General features: G+C 35.4%; 18 protein-coding genes. 8 read left to right on the forward strand and 10 right to left on the reverse strand.

Features of this window, described 5'->3' with window-relative positions:
• Window positions 1-231: 231 nt before the first annotated feature.
• From BMX53_RS02790 to BMX53_RS02810, 5 genes are all read left to right on the forward strand, one after another.
• Window positions 232-1002 (forward strand): enoyl-CoA hydratase/isomerase family protein, encoded by a 771-nt coding sequence (locus tag BMX53_RS02790; RefSeq protein ID WP_074744537.1) that lies wholly within the window; start codon window positions 232-234, stop codon window positions 1000-1002.
• Window positions 1003-1296: 294 nt separating this feature from the next.
• Window positions 1297-2103 carry a hypothetical protein gene (locus tag BMX53_RS02795; protein WP_074744539.1) on the forward strand — a complete coding sequence of 269 codons (807 nt, stop codon included), beginning with the start codon at window positions 1297-1299 and terminating at the stop codon, window positions 2101-2103.
• Window positions 2104-2115: 12 nt separating this feature from the next.
• Entirely contained in the window at window positions 2116-3126 is a 1011-nt protein-coding gene (locus BMX53_RS02800) for a hypothetical protein (RefSeq protein WP_074744541.1), read from the forward strand.
• A gap of 90 nt (window positions 3127-3216) precedes the next feature.
• Window positions 3217-3669 carry a 6-pyruvoyl trahydropterin synthase family protein gene (locus BMX53_RS02805; protein WP_038984808.1) on the forward strand — a complete coding sequence of 151 codons (453 nt, stop codon included), beginning with the start codon at window positions 3217-3219 and terminating at the stop codon, window positions 3667-3669.
• A gap of 3 nt (window positions 3670-3672) precedes the next feature.
• Window positions 3673-4455, forward strand: a complete 783-nt coding sequence (locus BMX53_RS02810; RefSeq protein WP_038984809.1) for a UDP-2,3-diacylglucosamine diphosphatase — start codon at window positions 3673-3675, stop codon at window positions 4453-4455.
• Between the two features lie 57 nt (window positions 4456-4512).
• On the opposite strand, the gene BMX53_RS02815 is transcribed toward BMX53_RS02810, so the two are convergent.
• Window positions 4513-5835, reverse strand: a complete 1323-nt coding sequence (locus BMX53_RS02815) for an HTTM domain-containing protein (protein WP_074744543.1) — start codon at window positions 5833-5835, stop codon at window positions 4513-4515.
• Window positions 5804-6763 carry a bifunctional riboflavin kinase/FAD synthetase gene (locus BMX53_RS02820; RefSeq protein WP_038985970.1) on the reverse strand — a complete coding sequence of 320 codons (960 nt, stop codon included), beginning with the start codon at window positions 6761-6763 and terminating at the stop codon, window positions 5804-5806. The genes BMX53_RS02815 and BMX53_RS02820 overlap by 32 nt, the downstream gene beginning before the upstream one ends.
• 150 nt (window positions 6764-6913) lie before the next feature.
• On the opposite strand from BMX53_RS02820, the gene BMX53_RS02825 reads away from it, so the two are divergent.
• On the forward strand, window positions 6914-7741 hold the full coding sequence (locus BMX53_RS02825) for an endonuclease/exonuclease/phosphatase family protein (protein ID WP_074744544.1): 828 nt from the start codon (window positions 6914-6916) through the stop codon (window positions 7739-7741).
• Between the two features lie 55 nt (window positions 7742-7796).
• Here BMX53_RS02825 and BMX53_RS02830 read toward each other — a convergent pair whose 3' ends face one another.
• The 4 genes from BMX53_RS02830 to rimP all read right to left on the reverse strand — a co-directional run bounded on the left by BMX53_RS02830 (window position 7797) and on the right by rimP (window position 13638).
• Entirely contained in the window at window positions 7797-8468 is a 672-nt protein-coding gene (locus BMX53_RS02830) for a zinc metallopeptidase (RefSeq protein ID WP_074744546.1), read from the reverse strand.
• A 396-nt stretch (window positions 8469-8864) separates the two neighbouring features.
• Window positions 8865-11873 carry a translation initiation factor IF-2 gene (gene infB / locus BMX53_RS02835; protein WP_074744548.1) on the reverse strand — a complete coding sequence of 1003 codons (3009 nt, stop codon included), beginning with the start codon at window positions 11871-11873 and terminating at the stop codon, window positions 8865-8867.
• 43 nt (window positions 11874-11916) lie between these two features.
• Complete coding sequence (gene nusA / locus BMX53_RS02840; protein ID WP_038985966.1) at window positions 11917-13155, reverse strand: transcription termination factor NusA; 1239 nt, start codon at window positions 13153-13155, stop codon at window positions 11917-11919.
• A 15-nt stretch (window positions 13156-13170) separates the two neighbouring features.
• A complete protein-coding gene (gene rimP / locus BMX53_RS02845; protein WP_038985965.1) occupies window positions 13171-13638 on the reverse strand; it encodes a ribosome assembly cofactor RimP in 468 nt (155 codons plus the stop codon).
• A 169-nt stretch (window positions 13639-13807) separates the two neighbouring features.
• Here rimP and BMX53_RS02850 point away from each other — a divergent pair, with 169 nt between their 5' ends.
• A complete protein-coding gene (locus BMX53_RS02850) occupies window positions 13808-14638 on the forward strand; it encodes a universal stress protein (RefSeq protein ID WP_038985964.1) in 831 nt (276 codons plus the stop codon).
• 390 nt (window positions 14639-15028) lie between these two features.
• On the opposite strand, the gene BMX53_RS02855 is transcribed toward BMX53_RS02850, so the two are convergent.
• The 4 genes from BMX53_RS02855 to BMX53_RS02870 all read right to left on the reverse strand — a co-directional run bounded on the left by BMX53_RS02855 (window position 15029) and on the right by BMX53_RS02870 (window position 17309).
• Window positions 15029-15853: a mechanosensitive ion channel family protein gene (locus BMX53_RS02855; RefSeq protein WP_038985963.1), complete on the reverse strand. Its 825-nt coding sequence runs from the start codon at window positions 15851-15853 to the stop codon at window positions 15029-15031.
• Entirely contained in the window at window positions 15837-16064 is a 228-nt protein-coding gene (locus tag BMX53_RS02860) for a hypothetical protein (RefSeq protein ID WP_038985962.1), read from the reverse strand. Before BMX53_RS02860 ends, BMX53_RS02855 begins: the two co-directional genes overlap by 17 nt.
• Window position 16065: 1 nt before the next feature.
• The gene (locus BMX53_RS02865) at window positions 16066-16647 is read right to left on the reverse strand and encodes an RNA polymerase sigma factor (protein WP_038985961.1); all 582 of its coding nucleotides are present in this window, start codon (window positions 16645-16647) and stop codon (window positions 16066-16068) included.
• Between the two features lie 65 nt (window positions 16648-16712).
• Window positions 16713-17309: a riboflavin synthase gene (locus BMX53_RS02870; protein WP_074744550.1), complete on the reverse strand. Its 597-nt coding sequence runs from the start codon at window positions 17307-17309 to the stop codon at window positions 16713-16715.
• 58 nt (window positions 17310-17367) lie between these two features.
• Here BMX53_RS02870 and pdxA point away from each other — a divergent pair, with 58 nt between their 5' ends.
• Window positions 17368-18438, forward strand: coding sequence for a 4-hydroxythreonine-4-phosphate dehydrogenase PdxA (gene pdxA, locus BMX53_RS02875; RefSeq protein ID WP_074744792.1), 1071 nt, complete (start codon window positions 17368-17370; stop codon window positions 18436-18438).
• Window positions 18439-18445 lie beyond the last annotated feature (7 nt).

Genomic DNA, 18445 nt, shown 5'->3' on the forward strand with positions numbered 1-18445 from the left:
AACAAAACTCTTAAAAGCAAGTGAAAAATTATTATTTTTTGATAAAATGTAAAATTATTGCTGATTTATAAGAAACAGTCTAGAAAGTAGATACCTACATTCCCTTTTTAGTAGTAAAATAATAGCGTTAATCTTCACATAATGTGACTGTTAAAGTTTACAAAACTCCATGATTAGTAAAAAAAAGGGCTATATAACACAATATTCCTTACTTTTAAGAAAATTAAAATTATGAGCCAAGACCAAAACACACCATTTATAACAGAAACGATTAAAGATAAAGTAGCTACATTATCATTCTATAGTCCTGCTAGTAACTCTTTTCCTAGTTCACAACTTGAGAAACTAACAGAGATGATTAATACCCTAAGTGACAATGCCAATATAACCGCTATAATATTAAAGAGTGAAGGAACTGGTGCTTTCTGCGCAGGAGCTTCATTTGACGAATTACTATCTATAAAAGATACTCAGACAGGACAAGCATTCTTCTCTGGCTTTGCTAACGTGATTAATGCGATGCGTAAGAGTCCTAAGATATTCGTAGGCCGTATACATGGCAAAGCTGTAGGAGGTGGAGTAGGATTAGCAGCTGCATGTGACTACTGCTTCGCTACATCTAATGCTGCTATTAAGTTGTCAGAGTTAGCTATCGGGATAGGTCCTTTCGTGATAGAGCCTGCTGTGTCACGCAAAATAGGTAAGACTGCATTCACAGATATGTCTCTAAATGCTCATGAATGGAAAACAGCTACTTGGGCACAGACACATGGACTATACGGTGAGGTATACGACACAGTAGAACGATTAGATCTAGAGATAGACACATTCGTTAGTAGAATAAGTAGTTATAATCCAGAAGCCTTATACGAGATGAAAAGAGTATTCTGGGAAGGTACTGATCACTGGACAGAGCTTTTATATCAGCGTGCTAAGATATCTGGTAAATTAGTATTATCAGATTTCACTGTAAATGCGCTAAACCAATTCAAAAAGAAATAGTCATTAATAACCGTCATATATAAAGCCTTCTAATAGCGTCTGCTATTAGAAGGCTTTTTATTTTGTATCAAGTGACTCCGCTATAAGTCCGTTATGAGTCCGTACTAACTCCGTCATTCTATTAAAAACAACGGAGTCACGACAGATTTATCACTAAGTCACGACTAAATTATCGCATGGGTAGTCAACCTTGCTATAATACTGCATGGATGCTAACTAATAAAAACCACACATTTACAATAATTTTTAACTTAAATTAACTTCATATCTTATCTTTATAGAAAATATAAGACTATGAAAACAATTAAGTATTTAACACTTTTAATGCTATTCAGTAGCAACTTATTCGCCAATACCACTTATACACTAGAAGATCAGGACAAGGGACGATATAGCACTTCTCATTATGACGGAGGTTTTATGAGCCATCTTAATGTCTCTGCTGGTGTATCTACATTAGGATTCACATTTGAAGCTGCCACTCCTATCACTGAGAGTCTTAAATTAAGAGCAGGTTTTGACATCTTTAATTTTAATACAAAACAATACGACTTTGACATTGATGATAATGAGGGTTCTCTACATGATGCCTTTGGTTTTACTCCTACTTACGAGGCAAAAGGTTCTTTAAATGCCTTTCATGGACATGCATTAGTAGACTACTATCCTTTCAAGAAAGGTATCTTACACTTCACAGCTGGAGTTTACCTAGGAAGTAATAAAATAAAAGCTAAAGGGATACTTACTGATGGCGATGGAAATCCAGCTGAGTTAAGACCTGGATATGAGTGGCCTACTATTGACTTTGATGGAAAACAATTAAATATAGATAATGGTAGAATAGATGCTGAACTAGAATTAGGACAAACTATCAAGCCTTACTTTGGTATAGGGTTAGGTAGAGCAGTATCAAAGAGACGTCTAGGTGTAAAATTTGAACTAGGTGTATTATATCAAGGTGATTACACCTTAAGACAGAATGGACAGAAGGTAGTATCTACTAGCGATGTCGAAGCGTCTATACAAGATGCTGATCAAGTGACCAAATGGCTTAAATGGTGGCCTATGGTTAATCTACAAATCAACTACCGTATATTTTAAAACAAATACACATTGAAACATATAGCTCTAATTACTTTAGGTTTTGTACTTCTGTGTACGACAGCATCCCATGCACAACAAGTAGAGGAAACGGAAGAAACGATACTACCTCAAGCTAAAACTGCTCTAGCAACAGAAGAAGTACCTGTGTTAGAAGAAGAAAATACTGTTAATACAGATACTACCACTGCTGAAGAAACGAAAGCAGACAAAAAGAAAAAGAAGAAGAAAAAAGCTACTACACTACCGCGCAATAGCTCTACTTCATACCTACTCCACGTAGGTGGTGATGAATTCGCCAGAGAGGATATCGCTATACATTACTCTGACTACCCATTCTACGAATGGACTTTAAGTGCTGGTGTATCTACTATGGGACTTACGATGGAGGTACTTACTCCTATCTCTAAATCACTAAAACTTAGAGGAGGTATTGACTTGTTCTTCTATGACTCTAAGTATTATGATATTGGTGTAGATGATCCAGATGGTAATCTAGCTAAGGCCTTTGGTTATAAACCGAACTTATCTATCAAAGGTAAAAATCACATGATACATGCTCATGCATTAGTAGATTATTACCCTGTACCTGATGGTCTGTTCTTCTTCTCAGGAGGTCTATACTTTGGTCAGAATAAAACTGACCTTAGTGGTTACTTTATAGATCATAAAGGAAACAGAGCAGAACTAAGACCTGAGATAACAGAATGGCCTGATTTAGATTTTCAGGGAAACTTATTAAAGATGGCTGAAGGGGATCTAAAGGCTGATGTGACATTAGGTAATATCATCAAACCGTACTTAGGAATAGGTATTGGACGTGTGGTAACTAGTAAAAGATTAGGCTTCTCATTCGAACTAGGTATGATGTATCAAGGTGATTATGTTCTTAAACAAGATGGCACTAAAGTAGTCTTTGACTTAAGTGAATCTGGTGAATACAATGAAAAGGCAGAAAAATGGTTAAACCGTATTACTTGGTGGCCTAAAGTATCGTTTCAAGTGCGATACAGATTGTTCTAGTCCTTGTTAACACAGCTGTTAACTTAAAAGCAAGGTCTTATTTTATGAGGTCAACTGTATTTTTATGTACCTTTGCCAAAATTTTTAGTTATGCCTAAGATTAGAATTACAAAACAATTCACATTTGAGACAGGACATGCTCTGTATGGTTATGATGGTAAATGTCGTAACGTACACGGACATAGTTATAAACTAGCGGTAACAGTAATCGGTACACCTATAGAAGATACCACGAATGTGAAGTATGGTATGGTTATAGATTTTGGAGACTTAAAAAAAATAGTGAAAGGGGACATCGTAGATGTATTCGACCACGCTACTGTTTTCAATAAAAATACCCCTCATATAGAACTAGCAAAAGAACTAGAAGAACGCGGTCATCACGTAATCTTAGTAGATTACCAACCGACTAGCGAGAATATGGTTATAGACTTCGCTGAGAAGATTAAGAGCAAGCTACCTGAAGGGATAGAACTATACTCATTAAGATTACAAGAGACAGAATCATCATATGCTGAATGGCATCAATCAGATAATTTATAAGCATTGAGTTTTACGATTAATACAGATAAGAGCATTTACTTTGCTTCTGATCAGCACTTCGGCGCACCTACTCGTGAGAAGAGTCTTCCTAGAGAAGAGATATTCTTACAGTGGCTACGTGAGAAAGAGGATGATATGGGAGCTCTATTCATACTAGGGGATTTATTTGACTTCTGGTTTGAGTATAAAACTGTAGTGCCTAAAGGTTTCGTCAGAATACTAGGGAAATTAGCAGAGATAAAGGATAAGGGAATACCAGTATTCTTCTTCGTGGGTAATCACGATTTATGGATGGGTGACTACTTTGAGACTGAACTAGGTATACCTGTATATCACGAGCCTAAAGTATTTGACATTAATGGTAAGAAGTTCTTTATAGGTCATGGTGATGGTTTAGGCCCTGGAGATATGGGGTATAAGAGAATGAAGAAGGTATTTACTAACCCGTTCTCTAAATGGCTATTCAGATGGCTACACCCAGATGTAGGAGTAAGACTAGGTTCTTATCTATCTGTGAAGAATAAGCTGATCTCTGGAGATGAGGATATCAAGTTTTTAGGAGAAGATAATGAATGGTTGATACTATATGCTAAACGCAAACTAGAGACAGCTCATTATGACTACTTCGTATTTGGCCATCGTCATTTACCTATGATTATAGATCTAAATGAAAACTCTAAATACATCAACTTAGGGGACTGGATAAACTACTTTACTTATGGAAAGTACGATACCAAACTACACCTAATAGAATATAAGAAAGAGTTAGCTGAAGCTAATAAATAACAAAAAACGCATACTAGATAGTATGCGTTTTTTGTTATTTCTATATTGAGTTATGCCTTAAAAAGGTTTGTCTAGTATCCATTCACAATGTGTAAAGTAGTTCCAACTAACTGCTCCTAAATCTATATTAGGATCTACAAATCGACTTAACTCTCTATTGTTAATTGATACATAGCTCTCTGCATACACTTCTACCTCTTGACCTTTAGTCTTGTATTCTTTTTTAATGTACTGTGCCATTTGCCAAATCATATCTGGAGAGGATAGCCTAGCCATTTGTTTGTCTGTTAATACTTCTTCTATATTGTAATACTTGCGCTCTCCAGTCTTTTTATCTACAGTGATATAGTTAGTATACCCCCCTCTAGAGCGTAGCATCATACGCCAGCTAAGGCGATGTCCTTCGTCTGTCCATAACACATCTCCTTTGATAAAATAGTGTCTTAACGGTAGCACCAATTGTATAAACATAAAAGCATATAGAAAGTACTTAACAGAGGGTGTTAATCCTATGGTTGTAGATTGTGCCTCCACTATTGCTGATTCATCTAACTGAGGCTTCTTCCTAAAGAACCAACCTCTTACCTGATTAGGGTCATAAAAGAACACTGCAAAACTTAAAGCAAAATATGGAAATATACCTATGTGAAGTGTTATAGAGTTAAATAGATGGAACACTAAAGAAGCAATCACCGCAAGAGTTCTAGTGCGTTTATTAAGCAATAAGAATACTACTAATCCATCGAATACTATTCCTAGATAAGCAATAGTCACCGCAAACCAATCTTGCGTAAATACAGTTTTAAATACATCAGGTATATTGGCACCCTCATACATCAGCTTAGTAAAGGTTCCGTCTAACCAATCTGGGTAAAACTTAGCTACTGTTCCGTAGATATATAGCATTCCTACTTGGAAGATAAATAGCCATGAGATATACGTCGGCATAGATAACTCTTCTGATACCCTTTTATCACGAACGTCTAACGAAGCATATCTATTAGCAGGTAGAAAACACATATACACACATATCACTAATAGCATGTAATAATGATTATTATAAGAAGTCTTCTGTATAAAATAAGCACCTGCCCATAACACCGTAAGTAATGGCATAGTCCATTTATAGCGATATCCTATCATGACTGCTACAGATACACATCCCATCAGAAAGAAATAGACATACATCTGAGGTCCTACTAATACCTGCAGAAAGTCCATATAGATATGTGAGAATGTAAACTTAACGTCTACGAGATTGCTTTTTACCCAACCTGTAGCTAACGCTCCAAATGATTCACAGGCGAATAAAAAACCAAATAAAATACGGAAGATAATTAATGGTGAATTATCTATCTGACGGTACAACCTTTCTTTCATAAGCACTGAAGAACTCTCTAGTCACTCGCTCGTCATCTTTTAACTTCGCAACTAACTCATCAAGTCCACTAAACTTTAATTCATCTCTTATTCTGTCTAAGATACGAACTTTTAGCTTTTGGTCGTATAAATCTCCGTTCCAATCTAGATAATTTACTTCTATAGTATATGGATGATCAGCAAAAGTAGGGTTAATACCCACGCTCATCATACCTTTTACTAGCTCACCATTTAATTCTGACTCTACTACATAGACACCATTCTTAGGGATCAACTTATAGTCTTCGTCAACTACGATGTTAGCAGTTGGAAAACCAAGTGTACGTCCTAGTTTTTTACCATGTACTACTACTCCAGAGAAATAATATTCATAACCTAAAAACTCATTGGCTAATGTCATATCTCCTACTTCTTCTAGAGCTGTTCGTATTTTTGTAGAGCTAATAGATACGTGGTCTATCTCTTGAGCAGATATTTCTTCTACTTCGAAGCCATACTTTTCTCCGAATGCTTTAAGATCATTGATATCTGCAGTTCTATTTTTTCCAAAACGGTGATCATAACCAATAATAATCTTAGAGATATTAAATTGATCTACTAATACCTTCTTTACAAACTCCTCTGCTGTGTGCTGCGAAAACTCGTAATCAAACTTCTGAATAACTAGATTGTCTAATCCTAGCCCTTTTAAAAGCTCTTTCTTCTCCTCTATAGTATTCAGTAATCGAATACTGTTATCCTGCTTTAAAACCATACGAGGATGTGGAAAAAACGTCAATACTAGACTTTCTCCTCCTGTTGCTTTAGCAGAATCTACAAGCTTCTTTATAATCATCTGATGACCGATATGTACACCGTCAAATGTTCCTAAAGTTGCTACTACACGTTTATCACTTTCAAAATTTGATATAGAAGAAAATGTTTTCAATTTTTAGAGTTTATATCAGTTACATTACTAATTTTGTCACCCTTTTCAAAAGAGGTACGGGTGCAAAATAAAACCGCGTAAAAATACATCATTTTTACAAAAGCCTCTTTATAAAAACAATTTAATATAACGTCTTTAACACATTTCAATATGCCCAATACTAGATTTTTAAAAGCCCTAATTCTATTACTGACTACCGTATTAACCTCTTTTTCTGTGGATGCACAGGTAAAGATAATGACGTGGAACTTACTAAACGTAGGAAAGAGTAAAACAGACGAAAACATCGAATACATAGCTAAAGTTATCAAGCAGACTGATATTATAGCAATTCAAGAAGTAGTGACTAATCCATCAGGAGCACAAACTATCGCTAAGATTCACGAAGAACTTAACCGTTCATCAGGAGCGAAATGGGATTATGCTATTAGTGATCCCACTGTAAGTTCTCCATATCGATCAGAACGATACGCCTACTTGTGGAAAACAAGTAAGGTAAAACTAAAAGGTAAACCATTCTTAGAGCCAACTTATGTAGAAGAAATAGAAAGGGAGCCTTATATGGCAACTTTCATTTATAAAGGAAAAGAATTGACGATAAGTAGTATACATACATTACCTACTAAACACCAGCCCGAAACAGAGATCAAATATCTAAAGTTCTTTCCTGAAGTATATCCAGAGCACAATCTGATCTTCTTAGGAGACTTCAATCTAACAGAGCAACACAGTGTATTCAATCCATTAAAGAAGTTAGGTTATGTACCAAGCTTTACGGAGCAAAAATCGAGTTTAAAACAGAAGTGTATTAAAGGAGATTGCTTAGCATCTGAGTATGATAATATATTCTATCACACAGATAAGAATGAGCTCGTAAAAGCTAAACCTATCTTGTTCTTCGAAGACTTTGAAGACATAACAATCGCTAGAAGAATATCAGATCATATTCCATTAATGATTACCATCAACCCGCTATAAATAAAACGGCCTCCACTTGGGAGGCCGTTCTGTTTTTTGGCTTTTTATTATTGTTTTATCGTCTATTCATATACACCATAACATAGTACAGTAATGTCGCTAGTGAACTAATCGCTGCTACAACATAAGTACGAGCTGCCCACTTTAATGAATCTTCAGCTCCAGCAAGTTCAGCCTGTGTTACCATGTTTTTATCTTTTAACCACTTTAATGCGCGGCTACTCGCATCGTACTCTACTGGTAGTGTCACAAAAGAAAATATCGTTGTCATTGCAAATAATATAATCCCAAACAACAACAGTTGTGGAAACGTATTAAGCATCAGAATACCTCCTATTAAGACGAAAGACATAATAGATGATGAGAAGTTTACGATAGGTACTAGTTTAGAACGCATCGTTAACCAATGATATGCTTGTGCATGTTGTACTGCGTGTCCCACCTCGTGAGCAGCTACAGCCGCAGCAGCAGCATTTCTCTCATTATATACCGCCTCACTTAAATTCACTGTCTTATCCATAGGATTATAATGGTCTGTTAATCTACCTGGAGTAGAGATTACTCTTACATCTCTAATACCGTGATCCATCAACATCTTCTGTGCTATCTCAGCTCCACTCATACCATTCTGAAGGTGCACTTCAGAGTATTGTTCAAACTTCTTTTTTAATCGATTACCAACTAACCAGCTGGCACCCATTATTAGGATCATTAATACCCAAATCATACTTTATCGTTTTATTGCTTTAAAAGTAAACATACAAAATATAAGCCAAAGTCAAAACAAGACAACATGACAGATAATTACAAATATTAGTTAATTTTTAAAGCGTATTAATGACAAATAGTTCAAATTTTAACATAACTAGACACTACTTTACTTTAGCATCTACACTATAACCAGGTTCTCCCATTACATCTTCCTCTCACATCTTCCTATACTTCATACTATCTGATTTTAAAATACTTACCTATTAAAATTACAAAAAAGAGGACAATAAACAAGCTAAAGTTATCAACACTAACTAAATGACATTCAACCTAATAAACACACAAAATTCATCAAGTTATAAACAAAAAAAGGGCTGTCTTACGACAGCCCTTTTAGATAAACTTTATATGATTATTTAAGTTTTTTCTTAACCTCTACTTCTTGGAAAGCTTCGATTACGTCATACTCCTTAATATCGTTGTAGTTTTTAATTTGGATACCACAATCATATCCTTTAGAAACCTCTTTAACATCGTCTTTAAAACGTTTAAGAGCAGTTAACTCACCAGTGTAGATAACAACACCCTCACGGATTAAGCGGATTCTAGAGTTACGGAATATCTTACCATCTGTAACCATACATCCAGCAATAGTTCCCACTTTAGAGATTTTAAATAACTCACGGATCTCAGCAGTACCAGTAACCTCTTCTTTAAGCTCTGGAGATAACATACCTTCCATTGCATCTTTAAGATCATCGATAGCAGCATAGATGATTGAGTAGTTACGGATATCGATTTCTTCCTTATCAGCTAACTGTTTAGCAGAAGCCATAGGACGAACGTTAAATCCGATAATAATTGCATCAGAAGCAGAAGCTAACAATACGTCAGACTCTGTAATCGCTCCAACACCTTTATGTATAATATTAACTTGAATTTCTTCAGTTGATAATTTAGAGAATGAATCAGATAATGCCTCAACAGATCCATCCACGTCTCCTTTTAAGATAATGTTCAACTCTTTGAAATCTCCTAAAGCGATACGACGTCCAATCTCTGCTAACGTAATGTGACGTTGAGCACGTACAGATTGTTCACGGATAAGTTGAGTACGTTTAGACGCAATTTGTTTTGCTTCTTTTTCCTCTTCAAATACGTTAAATTTATCACCCGCAGTTGGTGCTCCATCTAAACCTAATACAGAGATAGGAGTTGAAGGCCCAGCTACTTTAATAGATTTACCACGTTCGTCATGCATAGCACGTACTTTACCATGGTTACATCCAGCTAATAAATAATCACCTACTCTTAATGTACCTGCTTGAACTAATACAGTAGATACATATCCTCTACCTTTATCTAAGAAAGCTTCTACTACAGTACCAACAGCTAACTTATTAGGGTTCGCTTTAAGGTCTAACATTTCAGCTTCTAATAATACTTTTTCAAGTAACTCAGACATACCAATACCTTGTTTAGCAGAAATATCTTGAGACTGGTAAGTACCACCCCAATCTTCTACTAAGAAGTTCATAGCAGCTAATTTTTCTTTTATCTTTTCAGGGTTAGCCGTAGGCTTATCCACTTTATTAATAGCGAAGATAATAGGTACACCTGCCGCTTGTGCGTGACTGATAGCCTCTTTAGTTTGTGGCATGATATCATCATCCGCAGCAATTACGATAATAACGATATCCGTTACTTGTGCTCCACGAGCACGCATCGCTGTAAACGCCTCGTGACCTGGTGTATCTAAGAAAGTGATTTTTTGACCATTTTCTAATGTTACTCCATACGCCCCGATGTGCTGTGTAATACCTCCAGACTCACCTGCAATAACATTCGCTTTACGAACGTAGTCAAGTAAAGATGTTTTACCGTGGTCAACGTGTCCCATTACAGTAACGATAGGAGCACGAGATACTAAATCTTCTGGGTTATCTGGTGTCTCTTCAATAGCTTCTTCAATAGCAGCTGTTGTAAAGTCAACTTCATATCCAAACTCATCAGCTACGATAGACAATGTCTCAGCGTCTAGACGTTGATTCATCGTTACCATGATACCTAATGACATACAAGTACCGATAACTTTAGTAATAGGCACATCCATCATTGTAGCGATTTCTCCTACTGTAACGAATTCAGTAACCTTTAATACTTTACTTCCAGCCTCTAATGCTTTTTGTTCATCATCCGTTTTCTTACGGTGAACATCACGTTTATCACGACGGTACTTAGCAGATTTAGATTTATTCCCTTTACCTTGAAGACGCTCTAGAGTCTCCTTGATTTGGTTTTTAACTTCTTCTTCTGTAGGCTCAGCCTTCACGATAGGCGCTTGTTGGTTACGTCTTTGGTTTCTATTACCAAATTTGTTACCACCAGCATTATTGTTAGTATTGTTGTTATTACGTTGACCTCCGCCTTGGTTTCTGTTATTATTGTTGTTGTTATTACCACCACCAGCATTATTATTAGTATTGCTGTTATTGTTAGTAGTATTAGCCCCTTCAGTACCAGGCTTAGCTATACGTTTTCTCTTATTCTTATTTCCTGCAGCCCCAGCACCATTATTTTTAGCGTTGTTACCAGCATTATTACCACCTTTTTTAGGATCCTCTTTTTTCTTTTTAGGCTTATCGAATTGAGATAAATCGATAGTCTGTCCAGTAAAAGTTGTTCCTGAAAGTTTTTGGTAATTAGTCTTAATTGTCTCTTCTACAGCCTCGCCAGTTTTAGCAGTATCTTCTGCTGGTTTAGACTCCACTTTTTTAGAATCAACATTCTTAGATGAAGCATCCTTACTTCCTGCTACAGATTCTTTCTGTTTTGGTTTTTCTACCTCTTTTTTAGCTTCCACTTGTTTACTTGAGTTCGTTACTTTAGATGCTTCCTTCTCAACCACTGGTTTAGCGACAGTCTCCTTCTTATCTTCTATAACCTCCGTAGATTGTTTTTGCTTATTCTCTTTAGCAGGAGCTTGAGCATCTTTATCAAAAGATTTATTTTCTTTATTAGAATCGTCTGAAGAAGCTTTAGTTTTTTTAGGCTCTAGGTCGATTTTACCCACAGTTTTTATAGCTGCAATTTCTTCAGCTTTAGCTCGGATAACCTCTTGTTCACGTTTAATACGTGCTTCCTCTTGTTTTTTCTTCTCTTCTAATTCTTTATCGCGCTCAATTTTTAGGGCCTCTTTCTCTTTCTTCTTCTCCTCACTTACTTCAATAGATGCCTCTTTCTTACCTTTATCAGCAGAAAATTGTTTACACAAAACACTGTATTCTGTATCAGAAATTTTAGCATTAGGTGTTGCGTCGATATCGAAACCTTTTCCTTTTAAAAAGTCAACGGCTCTATCGAGAGAAATATTCAATTCCCTTAAAACTTTATTAATTCTTATTGCTCTTTCTTCAGACATATTATCCTTTTAGTGTATTAAATGTGTTGTGTTGTTAATTCAATTAATCTTCGAATTCTTCTTTCAAGATTCTTAGTACATTCTCAATTGTTTCCTCTTCAAGATCAGTACGTTTCATTAACTCGTCAACACTTAGGCTTAAAACGCTCTTAGCCGTATCTAAACCGATTCTTGCAAATTCTTCAATTACCCACTCGTCGATTTCGTCTTTGAATTCTTTTAATTCTACGTCATCATCTTCTGGGTTTAATTCACGCATCACATCAATATCATAACCAGTTAACATACCAGCTAATTTGATGTTTTGTCCACCACGTCCAATAGCACGTGATACTTCTTCTAACGCTAAGTAAACATTAGCTTTCTTAGCCTCTTCATTAATAACCACTTTATTTACGTTAGCAGGTGCTAAAGCACGCTTAATAAATAACTCAGTATTATTAGTAAAGTTAATTACATCGATATTTTCATTACCTAATTCACGAACGATACCGTGGATACGAGATCCTTTCATCCCCACACACGCTCCTACTGGATCGATACGATCGTCAAAAGTATCTACTGCCACTTTTGCTTTCTCACCAGGGATACGTACTACTTTCTTAATAGTGATGTGTCCATCAGCAATTTCAGGGATTTCTTGCTCAAACAATCTTTCTAAGAACTTTTGTGAAGTTCTAGACATGATGATTTGTGGCTTAGCTCCTTTCAATTCTACAGCCTCGATGATACCTTTTACAGTATCTCCCTTTCTAAAAAAGTCAGATGGTATCTGTTTATCTTTAGGTAAAACGATCTCATTTCCTTCCTCATCCATCAAAATTACAACTTTTGGACGGATGTGGTGCACTTCTGCAGAATAAACTTCTCCGATAATGTCTTTAAACTGTTTGTATAAAGTAGTATTATCGTGTTCAGTCACTTTAGAATTCAAGTTTTGGCGCAATGCTAAAATAGCACGTCTACCTAACTCCTCTAGTTTAACCTCTTCTGAAACTTCCTCTCCTACCTCAAAATCAGGTTCGATTTTGCGTGCTTGAGATAAAGAAATTTCATAGTTCTCATTCTCTACCTCACCATCATCAACTACTACACGGTTTCTAAATATCTGGCAATCTCCTTTATCTGGGTTAACGATGATATCGAAGTTATCATCATTACCAAATCTTTTTTTCAATGCATTTCTAAATACATCTTCTAAGATGGCCATCAGCGTTACACGCTCAATATCTTTTTCGTCTTTAAATTCTGAGAATGAATCTACTAAATCTCTATTCTCCATGTGCTTCTTTTATTTTTAAAATGAAATTATAACATTCGCTTCTTTGATATTCTCAAAAGGGATAACAGCTTCTTTCTCCACTGTTACTTTTCCTTTTCCTACAGCTTTAGGCTCTCTAGCCTTCCACTTTAAGACAATCTGGTTATCGATCACATTATCTAGAGTAGCCTCGTATTTCTCTTGTGTTAGAGTTACCACTTTTAACTTTCTACCGATATTTTTGTGGTATTGACGAAGTAATTTAATTGGAGCTGTTGCACCCGCAGATGCCACCTCTAGTCCAAAATCTTGTTCTTCTCTATCTAAATTATGCTCTATAGCTCTACTAAAATTTATACAATCTTGTAGTGTCACACCTTCATCACCATCTATAGTAAGAGTGATTTTGTTGTCAGCAGACACCGTAAAATCTATAATAAATATAGATGTGTGCTCTTCTAAAGCTCTATCTATTAATTCTTGTACTTTACTTTTTAATGTCATATGCTATAAAAAGAGGGGACTATGTGTCCCCTCATTATTTAACTTTTTTAATAAATAACAGTGCAAAGATATTAATTTTTTTATTACAAATAAAACTTTTGCCTATTGATAATTATATTCTTAACTTTAAATCATAGAATTAAATGGAAATAAAACAACAAATATTACTATGAAAAAAATACTAGTTCCAACAGATTTTTCTACACAAGCATATAATGCTATTAAAGTAGCCGCATGCATTGCTCAGAAGTCTGACAATGCCGAAATCTTACTTCTACATATCCTAGACTTACCACAACAAGGTAGTGACAGCGTTCAGAAAGGTACCCCTGCTCCTGAAGTAATGTTCTTTAAAAATGCTGCAGAAGAGAAACTAAAAGAGTTAGCTCTATCTAAAATATTCGAAGGAATAAAAGTATCGACTAGTCTAATACTAGACAGAACTGCTTATGGTGTGACTAAGACCGCAGAGACTAATAACGTAGACCTTATCGTGATGGGATCTCATGGTGCTAGTGGTGCTAGAGAATACTTCGTAGGATCTAATACGCAGAAAGTAGTTAGAACATCTGAAGCGCCAGTATTAGTAATCAAAGGCGATGGTGACGACTTTAAAGTAAATGACTTAGTATTCGCTTCTGACTTTACAGACGGTATGAAAGAACCATTTAAAAGAATACTACGCCTACACAATATGTTTAAGACTAACCTACACCTACTGATGGTGAACACGCCTAACAGTTTTAAACCTACTCATGTAGCCGAGGAAATATTAGATAACTTCTTAGAAGACATCACAGAGACAGAGTATGACCTATCTATCTACAATGACCTTACTGTAGAAAAAGGAATACTTAACTTCGCTAAGAAAGTAAATTCTGACCTAATCACTATCGCTACTCATGGGCGTACTGGGTTAGCACACTTCTTTAACGGAAGTATCAGTGAAGATCTAGTGAACCACTCTCCGATATCAGTATTAACTATTAAGATAGACTAAAGACTATCTACCGATATACTCAAAAGCTGATTGCTATTCGCAATCAGCTTTTTTTATTACACTCTCATCACTACTCTTCGTTACTATATTACGCTTATTATAAGCACTTCCTTTGGGTACGAGTTTGGTACGGTTTTGAAAACACCCTCTCAACCCAACTAAACACTAGAGATTACCGAACACTATCAAAACAAAAATAAAACTACCCCACACTAAACACTGAATAACAATAAGTTATATCAAAAACAAAAGAGCATAAATAGCCAAAAAGGGATTATAGAGCCAAAAAGACCAAATGAGGTCAAAAATGGTCAAATTAAATAAGTAAGGCGGATACCCAATGGATATCCGCCTTATTATATATTCTAATATACCTACTAAACTTCAGTATTATTTCAGTATTTCGATATGACTTTCAGATACTTTAGCTATCGGTAGGTAATGCTTTTTACCTTCTACTAATAGACATAAGTAGATATTATCAATAGAGATCACATATCCTTCTAACCCATCTATGCGTACTAGCTGCCCTAACTCTAAATTCTTACGTGCATAAAACGAATACAGCAGTCGAGTCACCACATCCTTAGATCCCAATCCTAATGATAGCGCTACAGTCAACAGTATAGCCCCTACTATGATAGAGATATTATTAGTAATAATATCTGTGTTAATCCCCATCTGATTAAGTGTAGTGATAAACACAAATACTAGTATTAGATAAAACAAGATATTACCTATCATACGTGCTCCACTGAAGTCCACAGCCTTTAGCACTTCCACGATAGCCTTCTTTATCCATGTTGCGAAATATAATCCTCCTACGAAGATTAATAGCGCTACGAATACTTTAGGTATATACAACATCAGATTACTGATCTCACGAGACACAATCTCTAAACCAAACAACTCTGCTCCTACTACCACTAATAAAAAAACCAAGAACACCTTCACGAAGAAGATTAACACTCCTGATACACTTATCTTAATGTTCACTTTATTTAAAAAGTCGTTTTCGCTTAATAAGTTTTGTACTTTTTCTAAGCGTACTACTTTGAATATTTTTTTTAGTAAATAAGAACATACTCTAATAATCAACCATGAAACTAAAACATAGCCTACTAAAAAAACAAATCCTATTAACCCTTGTAACAGCGAATTCAATACAGAGTTGATCATCTGACTCGGATATTCAAAATTATATAGTTCCATCATTCTCACTATTTTTAATTTTATTGATTATTTCATTTTCTTTTTTGACATCTTTTTCTCCTAAGATACTACCTAATGTCTGAGGCACCTTGACTGTGTATAATTCGGACACGTCAAGTGACAACTTGATAAAGTTGAGATTATCTATCACCCGATTTTTTAAGTAATCTGGTAATTTTTCATCCTGAAGTATTTTTTTGAACGGATTATCCATATTACAACGAGTTATAAATTTCTACTATCTTTTTCTTAGCCCTATGGAGTCGCATCTTTACGGCGCTCTCTCCTAAATCTAATAGAGTAGCTATTTCCTTTATCGACTTATCGTCCTGATATTTCATCAGCAGTACGATTTTATCTTCCGGATCTAGTTTGACTAATGACTCCTGTAATTTATCTACACTCAAAGAGAATATTTCTTCATCTGAGATTTCGTCTTCTATAGACAGTGCGTATTGATTCTCATCATCTAATACTTCTTCGTTCCTTTTCTTTTTAAGGACTAACTTAGAATAATTGACACAATGATTATACGCAAAAGAATATAGCCAAGTAGAAAACTTAGACTCCCCTCTGAAGTTCTTTAAGTTTAAATATAACTTCACAAAAATATCTTGGGTTAAGTCCTCTGCCACATCTCTTGACTCTGCAAAACCTAAACACTTACCATATACCTTCTGTGCGTACCGATCATAAAGTATCCCAAATAAGTTAGTATTGCTACTATGAACTATGAATTGTACTAACTCTTCATCTGTCATAGCTGCAAAATTACTATTTTGCGAATTAAACTTCATATAATTGTTTTTCAGGTGCAAAGTAAACTCTTTTGCACCAATAGTTAACTAAATTTCGTGACAATTTAATTTAATTCTCTCACTTGCATCAACTTAGACACATACTTACCTACTACATCAAACTCAAGGTTAACAATAGTCCCCACGTGATAATCTTTAAATATAGTATGCTCTAATGTATATGGAATAATCGCTACTTTAAAGGTATTAATACCAGAATCTACTACCGTAAGACTAGTACCATCTATAGTGATTGACCCTTTTTCGATAGTTACATGTTGTGAAGTCTTTTTATATTCGAACCCGAAATATGTACTACCTCCCACTTCATCAATACTTACACAGGTAGCGATATGATCTACGTGCCCCTGTACGATATGTCCGTCTAGACGTCCATTCATAAGCATCGCTCTCTCTAGGTTTACTGACTGTCCTACTTTCCACTCACCTATACTAGTCACATCGATAGTCTCTTTAATTGCTGTCACAGTATATCCACCTTCTTCTAAAGACACAACTGTAAGACAAATCCCGTTGTGCAATACACTCTGATCAACCTGTAATTCATGAGCAAAATCACAAGATACAGTGATGTGTAAGTTTTCTTGTTCTTTCTCTATTCTTTTTATATTTCCGATGTTTTCAACTATACCTGTAAACATAACTCCATTTATTTTTATTAAATTTGCTTTCAAAAATAGGAATAATTTAGACGAAACTATGAGCCATAAAGAAGAAATTATAAAAGTAGGAATCTCTATCGGGGACCTAAATGGGATAGGCTGTGAAGTTATACTCAAATGTTTCGAAGACAATAGAATGCTAGAACTTTGCACTCCTGTTATATTCGGAAATTCGAAGCCTCTATCTTACGTAAAAAAAACTATCAATAGCAATACTGCAATACAAGGAATAGACAGTTTAGACCAGATCATTCCAAATAAATTAAATGTTCTAAACCTGTGGAAGGAGAATATAAATATCACTTTCGGTAAGAACGACCCTTTAGTAGGTAAATATGCTATCAAATCATTTATAGCTGCTACTGAGGCGCTTAAAAATGGAGATATTGACGTATTAGTTACTGCTCCAATCAATAAGTATAATAGTGTGGACGAAGAATTTAAATATCCTGGACACACAGATTATCTTAACGAACAGCTAGAAGGACAAGCACTAATGTTATTAGTAAGCGAAGACCTTAAGATCGGTTTATTAACAGACCATCTTCCTATACAAGATGTAGCAAAGGCTATAACTCCTGAGTTAATAGAACAAAAGGTAAAAACAATCAACGACACGTTAATTAAAGATTTTAATATATTTAAACCACGTATCGCTATCCTAGGGTTAAACCCACATGCTGGTGATGGTGGCGTAATCGGTCAAGAGGAATTAACAATCATAAAACCAACTGTAGAAAAACTAAATCAAGACGGAATATTATTATCTGGTCCGTTCCCTGCCGATGGATTCTTCGGATCTGGAACACATAAACACTTTGATGCAGTTATAGCATGCTATCACGATCAAGGTTTAGCCCCTTTCAAAGCGCTTTCGTTCGGTAGTGGAGTTAACTACACTGCTGGTCTTGACAAAATTAGAACGTCACCTGACCACGGAACTGCTTATGAAATAGCTGGAAAAGGTATGGCTGATGAGACTTCATTTAAAGAAGCTCTTTATCTAGCTATCGATATTTACACGAATAGAAGTAGAAATATCGAAGCAGCTGCAAACCCTTTACAGCCTCAAGAAAAAGATTTTAGCACAAAAAAATTTGATAACTAGCTTGTAA

The sequence above is a fragment of the Myroides marinus genome (genome assembly GCF_900109075.1).
In the GTDB taxonomy this organism is placed as follows: domain Bacteria; phylum Bacteroidota; class Bacteroidia; order Flavobacteriales; family Flavobacteriaceae; genus Flavobacterium; species Flavobacterium marinum_A.